The organism is Porphyromonas crevioricanis (assembly GCF_900476255.1).
GTDB classification, from domain to species: Bacteria; Bacteroidota; Bacteroidia; order Bacteroidales; family Porphyromonadaceae; genus Porphyromonas; species Porphyromonas crevioricanis.
This window is the reverse complement of record NZ_LS483447.1, coordinates 1,023,334-1,039,560: the sequence shown is the minus strand read 5'-3', so window position 1 is coordinate 1,039,560 and position 16,227 is coordinate 1,023,334. Positions and strand designations below refer to the sequence as shown.

The 16,227-nt window shown below is 45.7% G+C and carries 10 protein-coding genes and 4 tRNA genes; 3 read left to right on the top strand and 11 right to left on the bottom strand.

Going from position 1 to position 16,227, the window contains the following annotated elements; translation table 11 throughout:
- Positions 1-144: 144 nt before the first annotated feature.
- Positions 145-1,272 (bottom strand): leucine-rich repeat domain-containing protein, encoded by a 1,128-nt coding sequence (locus DQN70_RS04675; RefSeq protein ID WP_023936102.1) that lies wholly within the window; start codon positions 1,270-1,272, stop codon positions 145-147.
- Positions 1,273-1,615: 343 nt separating this feature from the next.
- Between DQN70_RS04675 and DQN70_RS04665 the strand changes: the two genes are divergently transcribed.
- Together DQN70_RS04665 and DQN70_RS04660 are read left to right on the top strand one after the other, a co-directional pair.
- The gene (locus DQN70_RS04665) at positions 1,616-2,557 is read left to right on the top strand and encodes a lipopolysaccharide kinase InaA family protein (protein WP_023936101.1); all 942 of its coding nucleotides are present in this window, start codon (positions 1,616-1,618) and stop codon (positions 2,555-2,557) included.
- Between the two features lie 6 nt (positions 2,558-2,563).
- The gene (locus DQN70_RS04660; RefSeq protein ID WP_023936100.1) at positions 2,564-3,355 is read left to right on the top strand and encodes a glycosyltransferase family 2 protein; all 792 of its coding nucleotides are present in this window, start codon (positions 2,564-2,566) and stop codon (positions 3,353-3,355) included.
- A 331-nt stretch (positions 3,356-3,686) separates the two neighbouring features.
- Here DQN70_RS04660 and rpsA read toward each other — a convergent pair whose 3' ends face one another.
- The 7 genes from rpsA to DQN70_RS04625 all read right to left on the bottom strand — a co-directional run bounded on the left by rpsA (position 3,687) and on the right by DQN70_RS04625 (position 8,743).
- Positions 3,687-5,486: a 30S ribosomal protein S1 gene (rpsA, locus tag DQN70_RS04655; protein ID WP_023936098.1), complete on the bottom strand. Its 1,800-nt coding sequence runs from the start codon at positions 5,484-5,486 to the stop codon at positions 3,687-3,689.
- Between the two features lie 92 nt (positions 5,487-5,578).
- Positions 5,579-6,718: a metallophosphoesterase gene (locus DQN70_RS04650; protein WP_023940923.1), complete on the bottom strand. Its 1,140-nt coding sequence runs from the start codon at positions 6,716-6,718 to the stop codon at positions 5,579-5,581.
- Between the two features lie 197 nt (positions 6,719-6,915).
- Positions 6,916-8,325, bottom strand: a complete 1,410-nt coding sequence (locus DQN70_RS04645; RefSeq protein WP_042120137.1) for an MATE family efflux transporter — start codon at positions 8,323-8,325, stop codon at positions 6,916-6,918.
- Positions 8,326-8,379: 54 nt separating this feature from the next.
- Positions 8,380-8,453, bottom strand: a tRNA-Asn gene (locus DQN70_RS04640).
- A 22-nt stretch (positions 8,454-8,475) separates the two neighbouring features.
- Positions 8,476-8,549 (bottom strand) — tRNA-Asn (locus tag DQN70_RS04635).
- A 23-nt stretch (positions 8,550-8,572) separates the two neighbouring features.
- Positions 8,573-8,646: transfer RNA gene (locus tag DQN70_RS04630), tRNA-Asn, on the bottom strand.
- Between the two features lie 23 nt (positions 8,647-8,669).
- Positions 8,670-8,743 (bottom strand) — tRNA-Asn (locus DQN70_RS04625).
- Between the two features lie 850 nt (positions 8,744-9,593).
- On the opposite strand from DQN70_RS04625, the gene DQN70_RS04620 reads away from it, so the two are divergent.
- A complete protein-coding gene (locus tag DQN70_RS04620) occupies positions 9,594-12,188 on the top strand; it encodes a TonB-dependent receptor (protein ID WP_023937111.1) in 2,595 nt (864 codons plus the stop codon).
- Positions 12,189-13,007: 819 nt separating this feature from the next.
- Here DQN70_RS04620 and DQN70_RS04615 read toward each other — a convergent pair.
- The 3 genes from DQN70_RS04615 to rfbB are packed head-to-tail and all read right to left on the bottom strand — an operon-like array spanning position 13,008 to position 16,225.
- Positions 13,008-14,549 carry a glycoside hydrolase family 10 protein gene (locus DQN70_RS04615; RefSeq protein ID WP_023939572.1) on the bottom strand — a complete coding sequence of 514 codons (1,542 nt, stop codon included), beginning with the start codon at positions 14,547-14,549 and terminating at the stop codon, positions 13,008-13,010.
- Positions 14,550-14,593: 44 nt separating this feature from the next.
- On the bottom strand, positions 14,594-15,052 hold the full coding sequence (locus tag DQN70_RS04610; protein WP_023937116.1) for a PaaI family thioesterase: 459 nt from the start codon (positions 15,050-15,052) through the stop codon (positions 14,594-14,596).
- Positions 15,053-15,091: 39 nt separating this feature from the next.
- A complete protein-coding gene (gene rfbB, locus DQN70_RS04605; protein ID WP_023939573.1) occupies positions 15,092-16,225 on the bottom strand; it encodes a dTDP-glucose 4,6-dehydratase in 1,134 nt (377 codons plus the stop codon).
- Positions 16,226-16,227: the final 2 nt, after the last annotated feature.

The following is a 16,227-nucleotide window of genomic DNA, read 5'->3' as shown; positions in this document are numbered from 1 at the left end:
AAAAGTTCTGTATGTCATAAAATTCAGCACAGTAATTGCGCATATACAACACTTTCTCATCTTGATTAAAACAATAAAGGGGAGTGTTATTGTATTTAACACTCCCCTCCCCTCGATACAAATTACTATTCCGAACAAATAAGGTTACTTGAGAACAAAAAGCTCAGCAATAGAAACTCCACTTCTCAGCAAATAAACTCCCGGAATCAGAGATGTCAAATCTATCTTCACAATCCCCGATTGATCTGCATCCCCATCCAAGAGACGATGTCCATCTACACTAAAAATTATGACCTTGCCCTCTGCATCGACTTTATCTACATGCAAGATGCGGTCTCGCAAAGAAAGAGAAGGTTTCACCTCCTTTTTTTGTACGTCTTCACAAGTCTCAGGAAAGCTTCCTTCATGAGGCACATAACCGGTAGAACCCAATGTTGCATACACTTCCCAATTCTTCGCTTTGGCTATCTCGACATCATCCTTCGTGCAAATATTATGCTCATCATTCCCCTCTTCCTGATTCACCACACAAATAAAGCCTTTAGAGGAAGTGGTACAAGGAGGTAGAGAATTAAACATACGAGTCATTGCCTCGTCTTTTAGAAAGTTGTTATGACAATATAGATGAGTCAGAGAAGTATTCTTCGACAAGGATAGTTCAGAGAGTTGGTTTCTGTCACAAAACAATTTTTTCAAATTCAAAAGAGGAGATAGGTCAAGTTGCTTGATCTCATTCCCTGAACAACGTAAATGAGTAATAGAAGAATTATTGGATAAATCGAGTCTGGTAAGTTTATTATCCGAACAACGCAAAAACTCGATCTTGCTATTTTTCGACACATCTAATTGTTCTAAGAGATTGTTGTGGCAATGCAAATGGGATATGCTCTCATTTTTCGATAAATCGAGCGAAGTAATACAATTGTTGTTGCAAATCAATCCAGTCAAACTTGGCATATTGGTCACATCCAAGTGAGTAAGCTCATTATCACTACAGTTCAAAGCCAAAACCTCACCACTTATCACAACCTTCTCTGAAGACAACGTACAAACAAGAGTCTCCGGGTCAAGGAAATAGTAACTAGAAATACCCTGCAAAGAGAAATCACCCTCCGCAACAACCTTGATACCAATAGCATCACCTATTTTCTTGCTCGTTGTCATAGAAATTGTCTTCGGCTGTTCTTGAGCTAGGAGCGATTGGGCAGACAAGACAGACAAATAAAGGATAGCAAAGGCGGACACAAGCCGCATGAAGTTTTTCATTCTCATATTCTTGGTTATTCTTTTGTATATACCGTGGTCTGTTCTCAGAAGAGTATTTTTTTGTGAAAAATAAGATGAGAACCGGCAAGCAAAACACCTAAGACAGGTTTGACATGCAAAAGAGCGTAAAATACCTGCCGTACATCTCGCCAAAGATAGTAGTAATTGATAGAACACCACTGATATAAAGTGTATTTACAATCCGGTACAGGCCATGTATCTCCACAATAATTAAAAGCCGAAATCACTATCTGCAAACTATCGAAGGCTTACTATCTTTGTCAAGGAAATCCCCTACCAAAGCAAAGTTGGCCACCGCTCACTCCACCCAAGCAATAGTCACGAATCCATGCTGCAATACTACAGCTCAAATCGAGAGCAACTGCTCTGCACAAAAGAGGTAGTAGCCCGACTGACAGAGGCTCCCACCCCTCTCCCCGAAGATATAGAGCTGATATACGATGGGCGCAACAAACTCTATGCCATTGCAGGAAGGAATGTAGTGGTAAAGAGCTTCAAAGTGCCTTGTTTTCTTCAGCGAATCGTATACAGCTGGCTACGCCCCTCGAAGGCCAAACGCTCCTATGACAATGCTGTTGAACTCCAACATAAACAAATAGGGACTGCAGCTCCCATGGGCTATGCCCTCGAATACTCCGGTGGGTTGCTTCGTCACAGCTACTATGTATCCGAGCTACTAAATGACTGCTCTGATTTGCGAGCAGCTATGCTGGGGAAAGCCGATGATCCTGAGCTATACGCTTCCTTCGGGCGTTTTGTAGGACATCTGCACGAAAGTGGCGTCTATCACAAAGATCTCTCTCCCGGCAATATCCTCTATAATCTCTCCAAAAAGAACGAATACCATTTCTTTCTGATTGACATCAATCGAATGAAGTGCTACTCACACCCTCTACCAGACCGACTTGCCTATGGCAACTTCGCTCGTCTGTCGGATCAACCCTGGGTCAGCGAGCTATTGGCCAAGCACTATGCCGATTACCGCAAAATGGAGCGAGAGACTTGCATCAAGCAAATACAGGCTGCGTCAGACCGCTTCTACTGCTCCAAAGTGTACAAGTATGCACTCCGACGCCTACGCTCGGAGGGTATGTCGCCATGGACTTTCCGCATAGCATATCTGCAATACCGTCTACTACGCATCGGGCGAAGATTTTTCGGACTCCCAAAACAGCTCTTTCGCAAAGAAACTGAACTGTACCGGCAATACTTGCGAGTAGGAGATGTGCGAGGATCTCTGGCCAGAAGAGAAAACTATCCAAACAACTAAATATCCATGCAAAAGCTACCTATCAGCGTTGTCATCAATACCTATAATGCAGAACTTCATCTAAGAAGAGTACTCGACTCTCTTGGACGATATGAGGAAATACTAATCTGCGATATGCACAGCAATGACAAGACGATAGAGATCGCCCAAGAATATGGCTGTAGCATCACCTACTTCGATAAATACCCCTGCGCCGAACCGGCTAGAGACTTTGCCAATCATCAAGCACGAAATGAATGGGTATTGGTTGTAGATGCCGATGAAATTGTACCCGAAGCTCTTACAAACTATTTGGCCGACTTAATCAGTTCCGAGCAACCTCCATATGGTCTGTGGATACCGCGCAAGAATTACTTCATGGGCAAATTCATGCATGCCTCCTACCCCGATCATATCTTGCGCTTCTTTCGTCGAGACGCATCCTATTGGCCTCCACACGTACATAGTCTACCCCAGATAGACGGAGCTGTAGTGTATATCCCGGCCAAGCGCAAAGACCTGGCATTCATCCATTTGGCCAATGACAGTATATCCCAAGTACTGGAAAAACTCAATCGCTATACCCAATCCGAACTCTCTCGAAGCAAACGCAACAAACAAGCCGGAAGAGCCAAACTTTTCTTCTCTCCTGCCTTCCGATTCTTCAAGAGTTACATCCTGAAAGGAGGATTTCGAGATGGCAAAGAGGGATTTATCCATGCAGGATTGGATGCTCTATACAAGTTCATTACGCTTAGCAAACAGATAGAAAGACAGTCACAAGAGCAACAGAAAAGAAACGACACAACTACGAACTAAAGCTCTAATTATCTCCCTTTTTTCTTTTTCGCACGCTCCAGAATACAGAAAAAAACAAAGCACGCTATCTCTGTCCTCTCCGTACTCTTAGTATACCGACGTTGCCGCATGACCATGGGCTGAATATACTCTTTCTGCCCTCTCTCATATTCCTCTCCTTAACTCTTCCTCCAGCTCTATCTTCTGAGTAATGTGGCGGTCACTACACAGTTATTGTCGACATTCGAGCTCATATATAGAAACTCATCCTTTTCTTCTTTGGAGTTAAACAAAAAAAGAGGGAGCACAGCTGTATGCTGCACTCCCTCCTCTTATAGAGATCTAAAATCTATCAATTGCCTTCGAGCTTCTCTTTCAAAGCTGCCAACTCGCCAAGGTCTCCCAGAGTTGCTTTCTCTACGGCTGCAGCATTAGCAGCGGCCTGAGCTGCATTCTCTTCCTTTTGAGCGTTAGCGGCGCGACGTTCACCGGCAGCAGCTTCACGACGAGCAGCACGTTGATCATCTTCGAACACTCTGCTGTGTGATACGATGATACGCTTAGATTCCTTATTGAATTCGATCACCTTGAATTGGAGTTTCTCGTGCAATGCTGCTTGAGAACCGTCTTCCTTCACCAAATGCTTGGGGGTAGCAAAGCCTTCCACTCCATGAGGCAAAGCAATTACAGAGCCACGCTCCATTTGCTCAATGATCTCACCTTCGTGGATGCTGCCGTTAGTAAAGATCGTTTCAAACACATCCCAAGGATTTTCCTCAAGCTGCTTGTGACCCAGGCTGAGACGACGATTTTCTTTGTCGATCTCGAGTACCTGTACTTCTATCGTAGCACCAACCTCTGTAAATTCGCTTGGGTGCTTGATTTTCTTAGTCCAAGACAAGTCGCTGATGTGGATCAAACCGTCAATACCTTCTTCGATTTCAACAAAGACTCCGAAGTTAGTGAAGTTGCGCACACGAGCTTGGTGACGTGAACCTACGGGGAAACGATCTTCGATATTTTCCCATGGATCTGGCTTAAGCTGCTTGAGACCCAAGCTCATCTTGCGTTCTTCGCGGTCGAGCGTGAGTACCATTGCTTCTATTTCGTCTCCTACGTGCAAGAAGTCTTGAGCCGAGCGCAAGTGCTGTGTCCAAGACATTTCTGAAACGTGGATAAGACCTTCCACACCGGGAGCGATCTCCACAAAAGCACCGTAATCAGCCATAACGACAACACGACCCTTCACGATGTCACCAACCTTGAGGTTAGGATCCAAAGCATCCCAAGGATGAGGAGTGAGCTGTTTGAGACCGAGAGCGATACGCTTCTTCTGTTCGTCAAATTCGAGAATTACAACGTTGAGCTTCTGATCCAGCTGCACCACTTCTTCCGGGTGAGCCACACGACCCCAAGAAAGGTCGGTGATATGAATCAAACCGTCTACGCCACCCAAGTCGATAAATACACCATAGGATGTGATATTCTTAACCACACCTTCGAGTACCTGTCCTTTTTCGAGTTTGGATATGATCTCTCTCTTTTGCTGTTCGAGCTCAGCTTCGATAAGCACTTTGTGAGATACGACTACATTCTTATATTCCTGATTGATTTTCACAATCTTGAATTCCATAGTCTTCTCTACATAAGCATCGTAGTCACGGATAGGACGCACGTCGATCTGCGAACCGGGCAAGAAAGCCTCGATGCCGAAGATATCCACGATCATACCACCCTTGGTACGACACTTCACGAAGCCCTTGATCACTTCGTCTTTTTCCAGAGCCTCGTTCACACGCTCCCAAGAGCGAGCTGCACGGGCTTTGCGGTGAGAGAGTACCAACTGACCTTTACGGTCCTCCTGACTCTCTACAAATACCTCTACTTCATCACCAACCTTCAGATCCGGATTGTATCGGAATTCCGAAGCACTGATAACGCCTTCGCTCTTGTAGCCGACATTTACGGATACTTCACGCTTGTTGATAGAGGTTACGCGGCCTATGGTTACATCATTGTCCTTGACTGCGCTGAGGGTCTTTTCGTAAGCAGCTTCCTGCTCCTCACGGGAGGCACTCATGTTTGTTGTGCCTTGTTCGAATTCGTCCCAATTGAAATCTTCAAGAGGACGAACATTTTTTAGGTTTTCCATTCTGTTAATTAATCTCGTTATTGCCAATTTTGCATTTGCCCTTCGGGCGATGCAAGATTAGCGTCGCAAAGGTAGTATTTATTTGCTGACAATCAAGCTCCTAAAAGGTCTATTACCACGATTTCGCTCTTGGTAAAAAGACGAATAGCCGGGCCGGCAGCTCCGTAGCCACAACTCACAAATACATGGCTTTTTCCTGCCCGGCTATATCCATAGGAATTCTCAAAGGCCAAATCCGTCACAATACTAAATGGAAAGATCTGCCCATTGTGTGTATGGCCAAATAAGCCCAAATCCACTCCATTGGCAGGCAACTGCTTCAAAGCTCGGGGTTGATGATCAAGCAGAACGAGAGGCAAATGTCTTTTGTCCGGCTCTATTCTCCCTACCAGCTCGGATAGTTCGGCACGCTGCTTATTTATGGCATCATCCCGACCTACCAAGTTGATCAGTCCTCCGGGTTGAGCCACAGAATCCCTCAGCAATACACCTCCGGCCAGAGGGATCCAATCAATTTTGGCTTGCATATCTGCCCGATACTCATGATTGCCCAGCACATAGTAGGTACCCAATGGAGGATTCATCCGATTCATCAAGTCTGGTATACCGTCCTTGTAGCCATAATGGCTATAGTAGTCGAATATATCTCCGCCGACCAATATCAAGTCGGGCTTTTGTTCATTGCAAAGAGTTACCAAACGCTCTACATAAGGGCGAGTAATTGTCTCACTCATATGTATATCTGTGATAAGAATAAGGCGCAACTTATTCTGTTCGTTGCCTATTGGTTTATCGAGCCGTATGGTACGATAAGTCACTTCCGGGTGTTGCACCAAGCCATAACCCCAGACTATCAATAAACCAGAGGCCAACGGAATGACAAGCAAGAGAGAGAGCTTAAGTCTGCCGTATGTTCGTTTACTGAGATGGGTGAGACGTTTAACTGTAAGATGGTCGATCAGGCGGATGAGTTCCATGAGCAATAAACCCATACACATATAAATAGAAGCGAAGTACCAAGTACCACAGACAGTCATGATAAATTCCATAACTGGCTTAGGCAGATGGAGATGAAGAGAAAACCCTACCATATAGAGCAAGAACTCTACAGCCAAGAGTGCATACAAACCCTTACGCCAAGGCCCTTCTTTGGGGAGAGCCTGACCTCCCCGATAAGCGAAGTAGAGGTTAAAGAGGATTTGGCCGACGATGGCCTGTAGAAAAACTTTCATGGTTTATTCAGTGTATTGATTCTCCGTGCATTCTCGATATCTCTGTATCACGGAAAGCTTATGCCATAGCCCTTGTTTCCTTTTCGTCTTTTGTATCGTACATCAGGAAACTCTCTTTCGGGCAATTTTGCTCTCCAGTCTTTTTTCGGTTCAAGGCATTCGCCCTGCTCCTATTACATAAGTCTCTCAGAGAGCCTTTATAGTGGAGCATGAGCATGGCCCGTATGGTTTCCTTTCATCTTTTTGAGTTGTTGCTTGACAAGCACAAATGTAATAACCGCTGCACTAAAATCCGAGATAGGCATAGCCATCCAGACCCCATCCAACCCGAACAAACGAGGTAATATCAATAGGAGAGGCAGGAGGAATATCACCTGTCGGGACAAACTGAGAAACATTGCCTTCATGCTCATGCCGATACTCTGGAAGAGCTGTGTTGTAGTAATCTGAAACCCTACAAACCCAAAGGATAACAAAGCGATGCGCATGGCCGACTCCCCAATAGAGATCATCGAATGACTGGGAGTGAAAAAGCCCACAATCACGGATGGAAGCAAAATACCAAGGAGGAACCCAATGACAGTGATAAGGCTGTTGGTAAAGACACTTAACTTGTAGGTATAGAGCACTCGATCCATATTACCGGCTCCATAATTGAACCCCACAATGGGTTGCATCCCTTGGGAAATGCCAAGCACCAGCATCACAACCAGCATGGCATAGCTATTGATAATCCCATAAACCCCAATTGCCAAATCGCTCAACTCCCCTCCACCTCCGTAGTGTACGAAGGACCGATTGAGGACGATCGTCACAGCACTCCCCACCAACTGCATGGCAAAAGGAGCCATACCGATACCCAAAATGGAGACAATCATTGAGCGAGACGGTCGCATTGCAGAGCGACGGAAACGGATCAGGCTGTTCTTGTCGGTAAAGTGTTCCATCACAAACAGCATGGTCACAAACATCGAAATCACCGTGGCCCATGCAGCCCCGGCTATACCCCAATCGAACACAAAAATGAAAAGAGCATCTAAGGCCACATTGAGCACAGCACCCAAAATCATCTGAATCATCGCCTTGGTAGGATAGCCCGAAGCACGCATCACTGCGTTATAGCTAAAGCTGAGTGTGGCAAAGATATTTCCCGGTATAATAACCCGTAAATAGTCCATAGCATAGGGCAAAGTGCGGTCGCTTGCTCCAAACAGACGCAGAAGAGGCTCCATAAAAATATAGCTCGGCACGATGGTCATCACGGAGAGCACAATAGTGAGCATGATAGCGTTGGCCAAAATACGCTCGGCTCCTGCCTGATCTTTCATGCCCAACAATATGGAGACACGCACAGAAGCCCCGGCTCCTACCAACATCCCGAATGCTTGCAAGAAAATCATGATCGGGAACGTGAGTGTGAGACCGGAAATGGCATACTCTCCCACTCCCTGCCCGATAAAAATACGGTCGGCAATGTTGTACAGAGCATTTACCGATGTCCCGACAACAGCCGGCAAAGCATAGGACAGTAGCAGCCGTGGGATATGCCTGCTACGCAAATCCTCGGTACGCTGCTCATTGTCTATTCTTTTCGTCTGCCGTATCATCTGTCGTAAAAATTCAAAAAGGGGCTGCCTCCATGGAGCCAACCCCTAATTCCGCTCTTCCTCTTGGACTTGAACCAAGGACCCTCTGATTAACAGTCAGATGCTCTAACCAACTGAGCTAAGGAAGAATACCTTTTCAGCCTTTTCCTGCTCTTCCTCTTGGACTTGAACCAAGGACCCTCTGATTAACAGTCAGATGCTCTAACCAACTGAGCTAAGGAAGAATATCTTTTCGGCCTTTTTTCTGCTCTTCCTCTTGGACTTGAACCAAGGACCCTCTGATTAACAGTCAGATGCTCTAACCAACTGAGCTAAGGAAGAATATCTTTTCGGCCTTTTTTCTGCTCTTCCTCTTGGACTTGAACCAAGGACCCTCTGATTAACAGTCAGATGCTCTAACCAACTGAGCTAAGGAAGAGTATTAGCGACCTTATAAGCGGTGCAAATGTATTACTTTTTTTTTACCTGAACAAGTTAGAAAAACAAGAGAGTATGTGTGCAGCCTCCAATTTCCATTACGATGGAGTACACCCCGAGACTAAGAGCAACAGGGTATCAAAATATAGGGAAGAAACCTTCCTTTCCGAATACACATTAAATTACACTTCTAAGGGCGAAATTAAGGACTCTTACCATAGACATTTTACTACCTACCGAGGCACATAAAATTCTCTGAGGAGAGAGCGAAAATTCTCTCCTGAGAAAAATTTCGCTAACACAGGAGAGAAAAAAATTTCTCTGAGGAGAGAATTTTGACTCTCTCAGAATGCCGATGAATAAAGGGTTTTGAGAAGTGAAGAAAATGGCCAAAAATGCAGAAAAGAGTAGTCTATAAGCAGGTGTTGACACATAGGAATTGTGTAAAAAAGTTTTAGCAGGCAGATTCTATTTCTTCCCCTCATACAAGGGTATTCGGCCAAGAGAAACCGTCGCATAATCTTGAAAATCTCGTCACCCAGAAAGGACAAAGATCTACCATGATGTACTGACCTTACTCAAGGTAAGAAACAACATCTATCTGCGTAAAATATCTAATTCACTGATTTTAAGGCGATTGAACAGAGACAGCCAAACAAAAAGATTGTTCAACCCTCAAGGAAAGATACCTACTGGCAGGTATTTCTGTCATTATGCTATGTTATGCGGGTCTCTTTGGGCTAACTTTGCAGCCGAAATTTTGAAAACTTGGTACGCGCCTGATCTTTTTAAGTGTATGATCAGAGCATGAATTTAATTTGGTTTAGTCACACAAAATAGCAAGAGTTTTTATGAAGAAATTTTCAACCCTGTTTCTATCTCTTTTGCTGGTCTTTACGGCATTGCCTGCACAGCTTGCAGCCAGAACCGGCAACAATCCGGAAATAGAAAAAAAACATCGGCACCCGTCCGATGCCAACGTAATTGGGCACGTAGTGGAGGCTGTTTCGGGTGATCACTTGCCCGGTATCACCATCTCTATCAAGGGGACGACCTTCGGTACCGTTACCGATCAGACAGGTCACTTCTTTATCCGTAACCTCAAGCCCGGCAAGGTTGTGCTGGAAATGCGAGGCCTGGGCTACAAAAGCCAGCAGAAGGAAGTCAATGTTGTGAAGGGCAAAGTCATCGAAGTGAACTTCGAGGCAGAGGTCGACAACATCAATCTGGACGAAGTAGTCGTTTCTTCCAACAGACAAAACACATTGCGCCGTTTGGCTCCGACATTGGTGAATGTACTCAATGATGAAGTATTTGACAGAGCCAACGCCAGCAACCTGGCACAAGGTCTCGTATTCCAACCTGGTGTACGTGTAGAAAACAATTGTCAGAACTGCGGTTTCAACCAAGTGCGCATCAATGGTTTGGAAGGTCGCTACACACAGATATTGATAGATAGCCGACCGATCATGAGTGCATTGGCTGGGGTTTATGGTCTGGAGCAAATTCCTACCAATATGATCGACCGAGTAGAGGTAGTACGCGGGGGAGGTTCAGCTCTCTTTGGCTCATCTGCCATTGCCGGTGTAATCAACATCATCACAAAGGAACCGAGCAGCAACCGCGTATCTTTCACCGAGTCGTTGGGCTTTACCGGCATGAAACAACCGGATAACAACATGGGCTTCAACGCCTCCATGGTCAGCGACAGTGGCAAGGCCGGTGCTATGGTGTTCGGTCAATCCCGTACTCGCAAAGAGTGGGATGCCAATGATGATGGGTTCTCAGAAATCGGAGCAATCGATGCTCGCTCATTGGGTAGCCATATCTACTTGCGCACATCGGACTTCTCCAAGATCTCTGGAGAGATACATACAATACACGAATACCGCCGTGGTGGAGATCACTTGGAGTGGCCCGAACATGTAGCAGCTGTTGCTGAACGCACCGACCACTCTGTGTACAGCGGTAACTTGAAGTACGATTTGTTCTCTCGTGACTACAAACATCACGGACAAGTTTATACCTCTGCTCAACTCGTAAAGCGCAAGAGTTACTACGGAGCAATCGAAGACTGGGATGACAACTGGGGCAAAGTCGGCAATCCCGTACCTCACGAAAAATACGGTGATAACTATGGTGTAACTGATGGCAAGACCTACAACATGGGTCTGCAGTACACCTATGACTTTGACAACCTGCTCTTTATGCCGGCTCAAATCCTGCTGGGAGCAGAATACACACATGATAAACTGATAGACAAGATGCCTATCCGCTCATGGGAAAAGACAGAGGGCACAGGCACCGAATCAAAATTCCCCGACTTGGATCAACGCATCAACAACTGGAGCCAGTTGGCACAATTGGAATGGAAGAGCGATAAGCTCAACCTGCTTTTCGGTGGACGCTTCGACCAACACTCGGCTGTAAAGAATCCTATCTTCAGCCCACGTGCTACCCTGCGCTATGCACCGATCTCCATGCTTAACTTCAGAGCCAGCTATGCCAAAGGATTCCGGGCTCCTCAAGTTTTTGATGAGGACTTACACGTAGGAGTTGTAGGTGGCGAAGCTCAGAAAATTATCAACCACAAAGATCTGACTCCGGAGATCAGTCATGCTTTCAATCTTTCGGTAGACAGCTACCTCGACTTGGGCCATGGCGTAATGGCCAATATCATGCTCGAAGGGTTCTACAACAGACTCCAAGATGTATTCACCAATCAGGAACAACCATCTTTGGGCGATGGCATCAAACGCTACATGCGTGTGAACGGTAGTGGTGCTAAAGTATACGGTGCTAACCTGGAAGGGCGCATTGCATACAAGTGGCTCCAGCTCCAAGCCGGTTTCACTTTGGCAAAAAGTGAATTTGACAATCCCGAAGAATGGGGTATAAGAGCGACTTTCGATGCCAGTGGCAACCCAATCATGACCAAGCAACCAGCCATAGACGAGGCTACGGGCAAAGAAGTAGAGAAGCTGCAGTACAATGTTTCTCAGACAGACAAAAAAATGACTCGTACTCCTTCTGCATACGGATACTTCACTATAGGTATTAACCCCGTGAAGCCACTCAACATCGCTCTTACCGGCACCTATACCGGCAAGATGTATGTTCCACATGCAATTACCTACGGAGCCGGTGCTGCTATCAGCGATATGGGGAACAAGCCTTTTGAAAATCTGAAAGAGGACGAAACAGGAGAAAACACCATCCGTATAGACGAACTCGTAGAAACAAAGCCTTTCTTCGATCTCGGAGCTAAGATCTCTTACGATTTCAAGGTAAACAATACGATGAACATCCAGATGTTCGCTGGGATGAGCAATATCTTCGATGCTTTCCAAAACGACTTCGACAAAGGCGTAAACAGAGACTCCGGCTTTATCTATGGACCCACAATGCCTCGCTCTGCATACTTCGGAGCTAAGCTGGCATTCTAAGGTGCCCGTGGACAAAGGCTAAGAAAGTCCCTTTACCAAACAAGGAAAAGCTGCGTCATAAATTGTATGGCGCAGCTTTTTTTGCAAGGGGGGGGGAAAAAAGAAAGAAAGAAAGAGGGAAAGAGAGAAAATAGAGATCTTCGGAAGATATTATAGGAGTCTCTAAAAAGCCTGTTTCGAAAATCTTTCGGCCAAACTTTGCAGAATGCAGTAACCACAGAATACATTGAGAATTGGAGGAGAAGGAGGTACACATACCTACCTCACCAAAGCCGAATACCAGCTACATACCTAACTTCAAGCCATTACTGCACTCTGCTAACTCCAGAGCCTAAAGCATCGGTTCCAAATGCTGCAACAAATAATTCTTGGGCATAAATTCAACAGCCAAAAACATAGAAAAAAAAGATCGAATCAATCAGATTAGGATTATTCAAAATATTATTCTACTTTTGCCAAAGGAAAAGGGTAAGGCTTTTTTACGTGTCTCACGTAGTGGATTTTCGGTCTCTCTTTTTACTCAGGCCTTGAGGTCTGGGGTGTTGTTCAGGCTATCGGAGAATAGCCGGTGTTAGTTTGCGTTTCTCTCTTTTTAATATAGTTCAATAGTGTCTGAGGGCTTCTAGCTTGTGAAAGTTGGAAGCCCTCCTTTTTTTTATTTGAGAAAGACTCTTATCTAGCTCTCCCTCTGTTCCAGAAAGGATTCGGAACAAAAAAAATGCGATAACCCCGAAGGCTTACCGCATAAAACACACAAATGAGCAAACAAATAGCTCTCAAAAGAATACTTAAGAGTTAAGAGCTATAAGGAGAAATAAGTCAACGAATCTTGAGCTTCACCTTCACCGGTTTACTCTCATTGCGAAAACGATCCAAAGCTGTTACCAAACAGGTATATTTACGTCCACGACCAAGAGACGAAGGCAATTTAAGTTCAGCATATGGCCCTACGTAGACAATATATTCGGGATTATCAATGCTCACCTTCTGCCCCTTAGGGATGAGATATACCACATAAAATTGCGGTCTCACAGGATCATACTGATCAGACGTATCTTCCCAACTCAAACGAATACCACCATCGTATGCCTGCTGTACAAGACCTTTGACCTTAGGCACCTTATGTCTATGCCGAGGATCCGATGGGATAAGAGACAGGCTATGTTGGTGCCGCAATCTGAGGCTGTCGGCTATCCCTCCAGTATTATTGACGACCTCCCCGGCTGGCCAATACACAATCCCGTCAGCATACTCACGCATAAGAGACAACTTGCGACTGAGCTGCCCCTCCTGCATGGTTTTCTTGACATCGATACCGAAGTATAAGTGAGTATCCTGCTCTGTATGCCTATTCCACCAAGGAGCCAACTCTCCGAAGTCGGCCGCCTTATGACCAATGGGCCAATAAAGCTGAGGAACCAAGTAATCTATATTTTTCTCTCTATCCCAAAGAAGGACATCAGCATAGAGATCGTCGTAGTTTTGCAACCCAGAAGTACGGCTCCCGCTTCCGTCCTGTGTGGAATGTTTATTGCGATAAATACCAAACGGACTTACTCCAAATCTCACCCATGGCTTACATTCGTTGATTGTGGTACGAATGTCTCGTATCAACTTATTCACGTTGTCGCGTCGCCAATCTCCTATCTGTTCAGGACGATACCCCTCTACTAATCCCAAGCGTTCAAAAGAGGCCTGGTCAGGGAAAGTCAAACCGGCAACCGGATAGGGGTAAAAATAGTCATCGATATGCAGTGCATCTATATCATAGCGCAAAACCAAATCCTTCACTACTCGACGGATATGTGCACGGCATTCCGGATAGGCAGGATTGTAGTAAAGCTGACCGTTGTAATTGACAAACCATTCGGGATTGATGCAGGCTGGATGGTTAGGAGCCAAAACAGCCGTAGCCGAAGTAGAGGCCCTGTAGGGATTGATCCAAGCATGCAACTCCATACCCAGGCTATGACACAACTCAATAGCCATATTCAGAGGATCCCAATATGGAGAAGGGGCTACACCCTGTGTCCCTGTCAAGAAGCGACTCCACGGCTCCACTGATGATGCATAAAAAGCATCGCTCTCCGGCCTTACTTGAAATATCACAGCGTTACAACCAGCACGGTGCAAAGCTCTAATACGTTTCTCAAGCAGCGCAGAAGCCCCCTCCGATCCCAATTGGGCATATTCGCTTTGGTAAACTGTCTGTATCCAAGCTCCACGAAATTCTCGCTTGGGCAGACGTTCAGACTCCTCCTGTCGGGGCAAACGACTACGACAGGAAACCAACAAAGCCGCTACTATGCTCAAGACCCAGAAGGAGGTCACAGAAAAAGAGCGCATCCTGCAAAGAGACATAAGTGAATGAGAAGAAAAAGACTAAAAAACGAATATGGAGGAGATCAGAGACCTACCGCTACCATTTCGGCATCCGCACAAAGATTTCCGGAAGCATAAAGGAGCATTTTGAGACGCACCTTGCGCTCGCCAATCTCCTCTGCTACAGCAACTAGCTTCAGCTCCTCAGATTGTGGTGTCGGCTTACGGTAATTGATAGACAAATGTGCTGTAACAAATCTACGCATCTGCTCCTCTCCATATTTTCCACCATTATTGACCATAAAAAAATAGGCTGCAGAGGCTGTGCCATGGCAATCAAAAAGCATGGCAATCATCCCTCCATAGACCTTGCTTGGATGCCCTCCGCTATAAGCTGGGGCCGGCGTGTAATGACAATAGGTAGTTTGCAGATCTTCCGATGGATAAGACTTGATGTGCAAGCCATCGGGATTCTTTGGGCCACAGCCAAAACAGTGTTGATAATCTTCGTCGTAATACTGTTGGATATAAGTCTTTTGCATAATAGTTTGATTGTAATGCCTTTCTCTGGATTCTTAAATTCACCTGCCAGAATACATTTTTCTATAATAGTCTTGATAGTCGCCATCGACAATTCCGCGCACCCAATCTTGGTGTTCGAGATACCAGCGCACGGTCTTGACAATCCCAGTCGGGAAATCCGTTGTCGGCTCCCAGTCCAATTGCTCGCTAATCTTCTGCGGATCAATTGCATAACGAGCATCGTGCCCAAGTCTATCCTTAACGAAAGAAATCAGACCGGGACCAATCCAGCTCAAGTCGGACTTTTTCTGAACATCAACTCTCAGGACATCCCTATACTTGGGATTCTCTTCCATCAAGCTTCGCACCGTTTCGAGGATAATATGTACCAGCTGCAGGTTGGAGTATTCATTGTGTCCACCCACATTATACACTTGCCCCACCTTTCCTCTTAGCAGAACTCGTCGGATAGCTCGACAATGATCCGTCACATATAGCCAGTCTCTCACATTAGAACCATCTCCATAAACAGGCAAAGATTTTGCCTGCAATATATTGTTCAGAACAAGAGGGATCAGTTTTTCCGGGAATTGATAAGGGCCATAATTGTTGGAACAACGGGTAATCAAGCCGGGAAAATGAAAAGTCTCAACAGCTGCCTGTACGAAAAAGTCTGCCGAAGCCTTGGATGCGCTATAGGGGCTACGGGGGGCCAAAGGAGTAGTCTCCGTGAAATACCCCTCCGGTCCGAGGCTTCCGTACACCTCATCGGTCGAGACTTGCAAAAATCGATGATCTTTCGGCCACAAAGGATAGCCCTGCTCATCTTTCCCTTGCTGCCATTGCTTGCGTGCAGCATCCAGAAGCACCTGCACTCCAAGAATATTACTTCTGAGGAAAAGTTGAGGGTCTTCTATGCTCCTATCCACATGGCTCTCTGCGGCAAAATTAATGACATACTGAGGGGTGTAGTGAGCAAAGAGCTCTCCCATAGCCTCCGCATCGCAAATATCAGCCCGATGAAAAACAAAAAGCTGCTCATTATCTACCAAGTCGGCAATAGAAGCATAGTTACCCGCATAGGTGAGCTTATCTACTGCCACAATACGCACCTCGGGCTCTTCCTCCCTGAGCATACGCACAAAGTTGGATCCGATGAAACCAGCTGCTCCGGTGACTAAATATGTAAGCATGA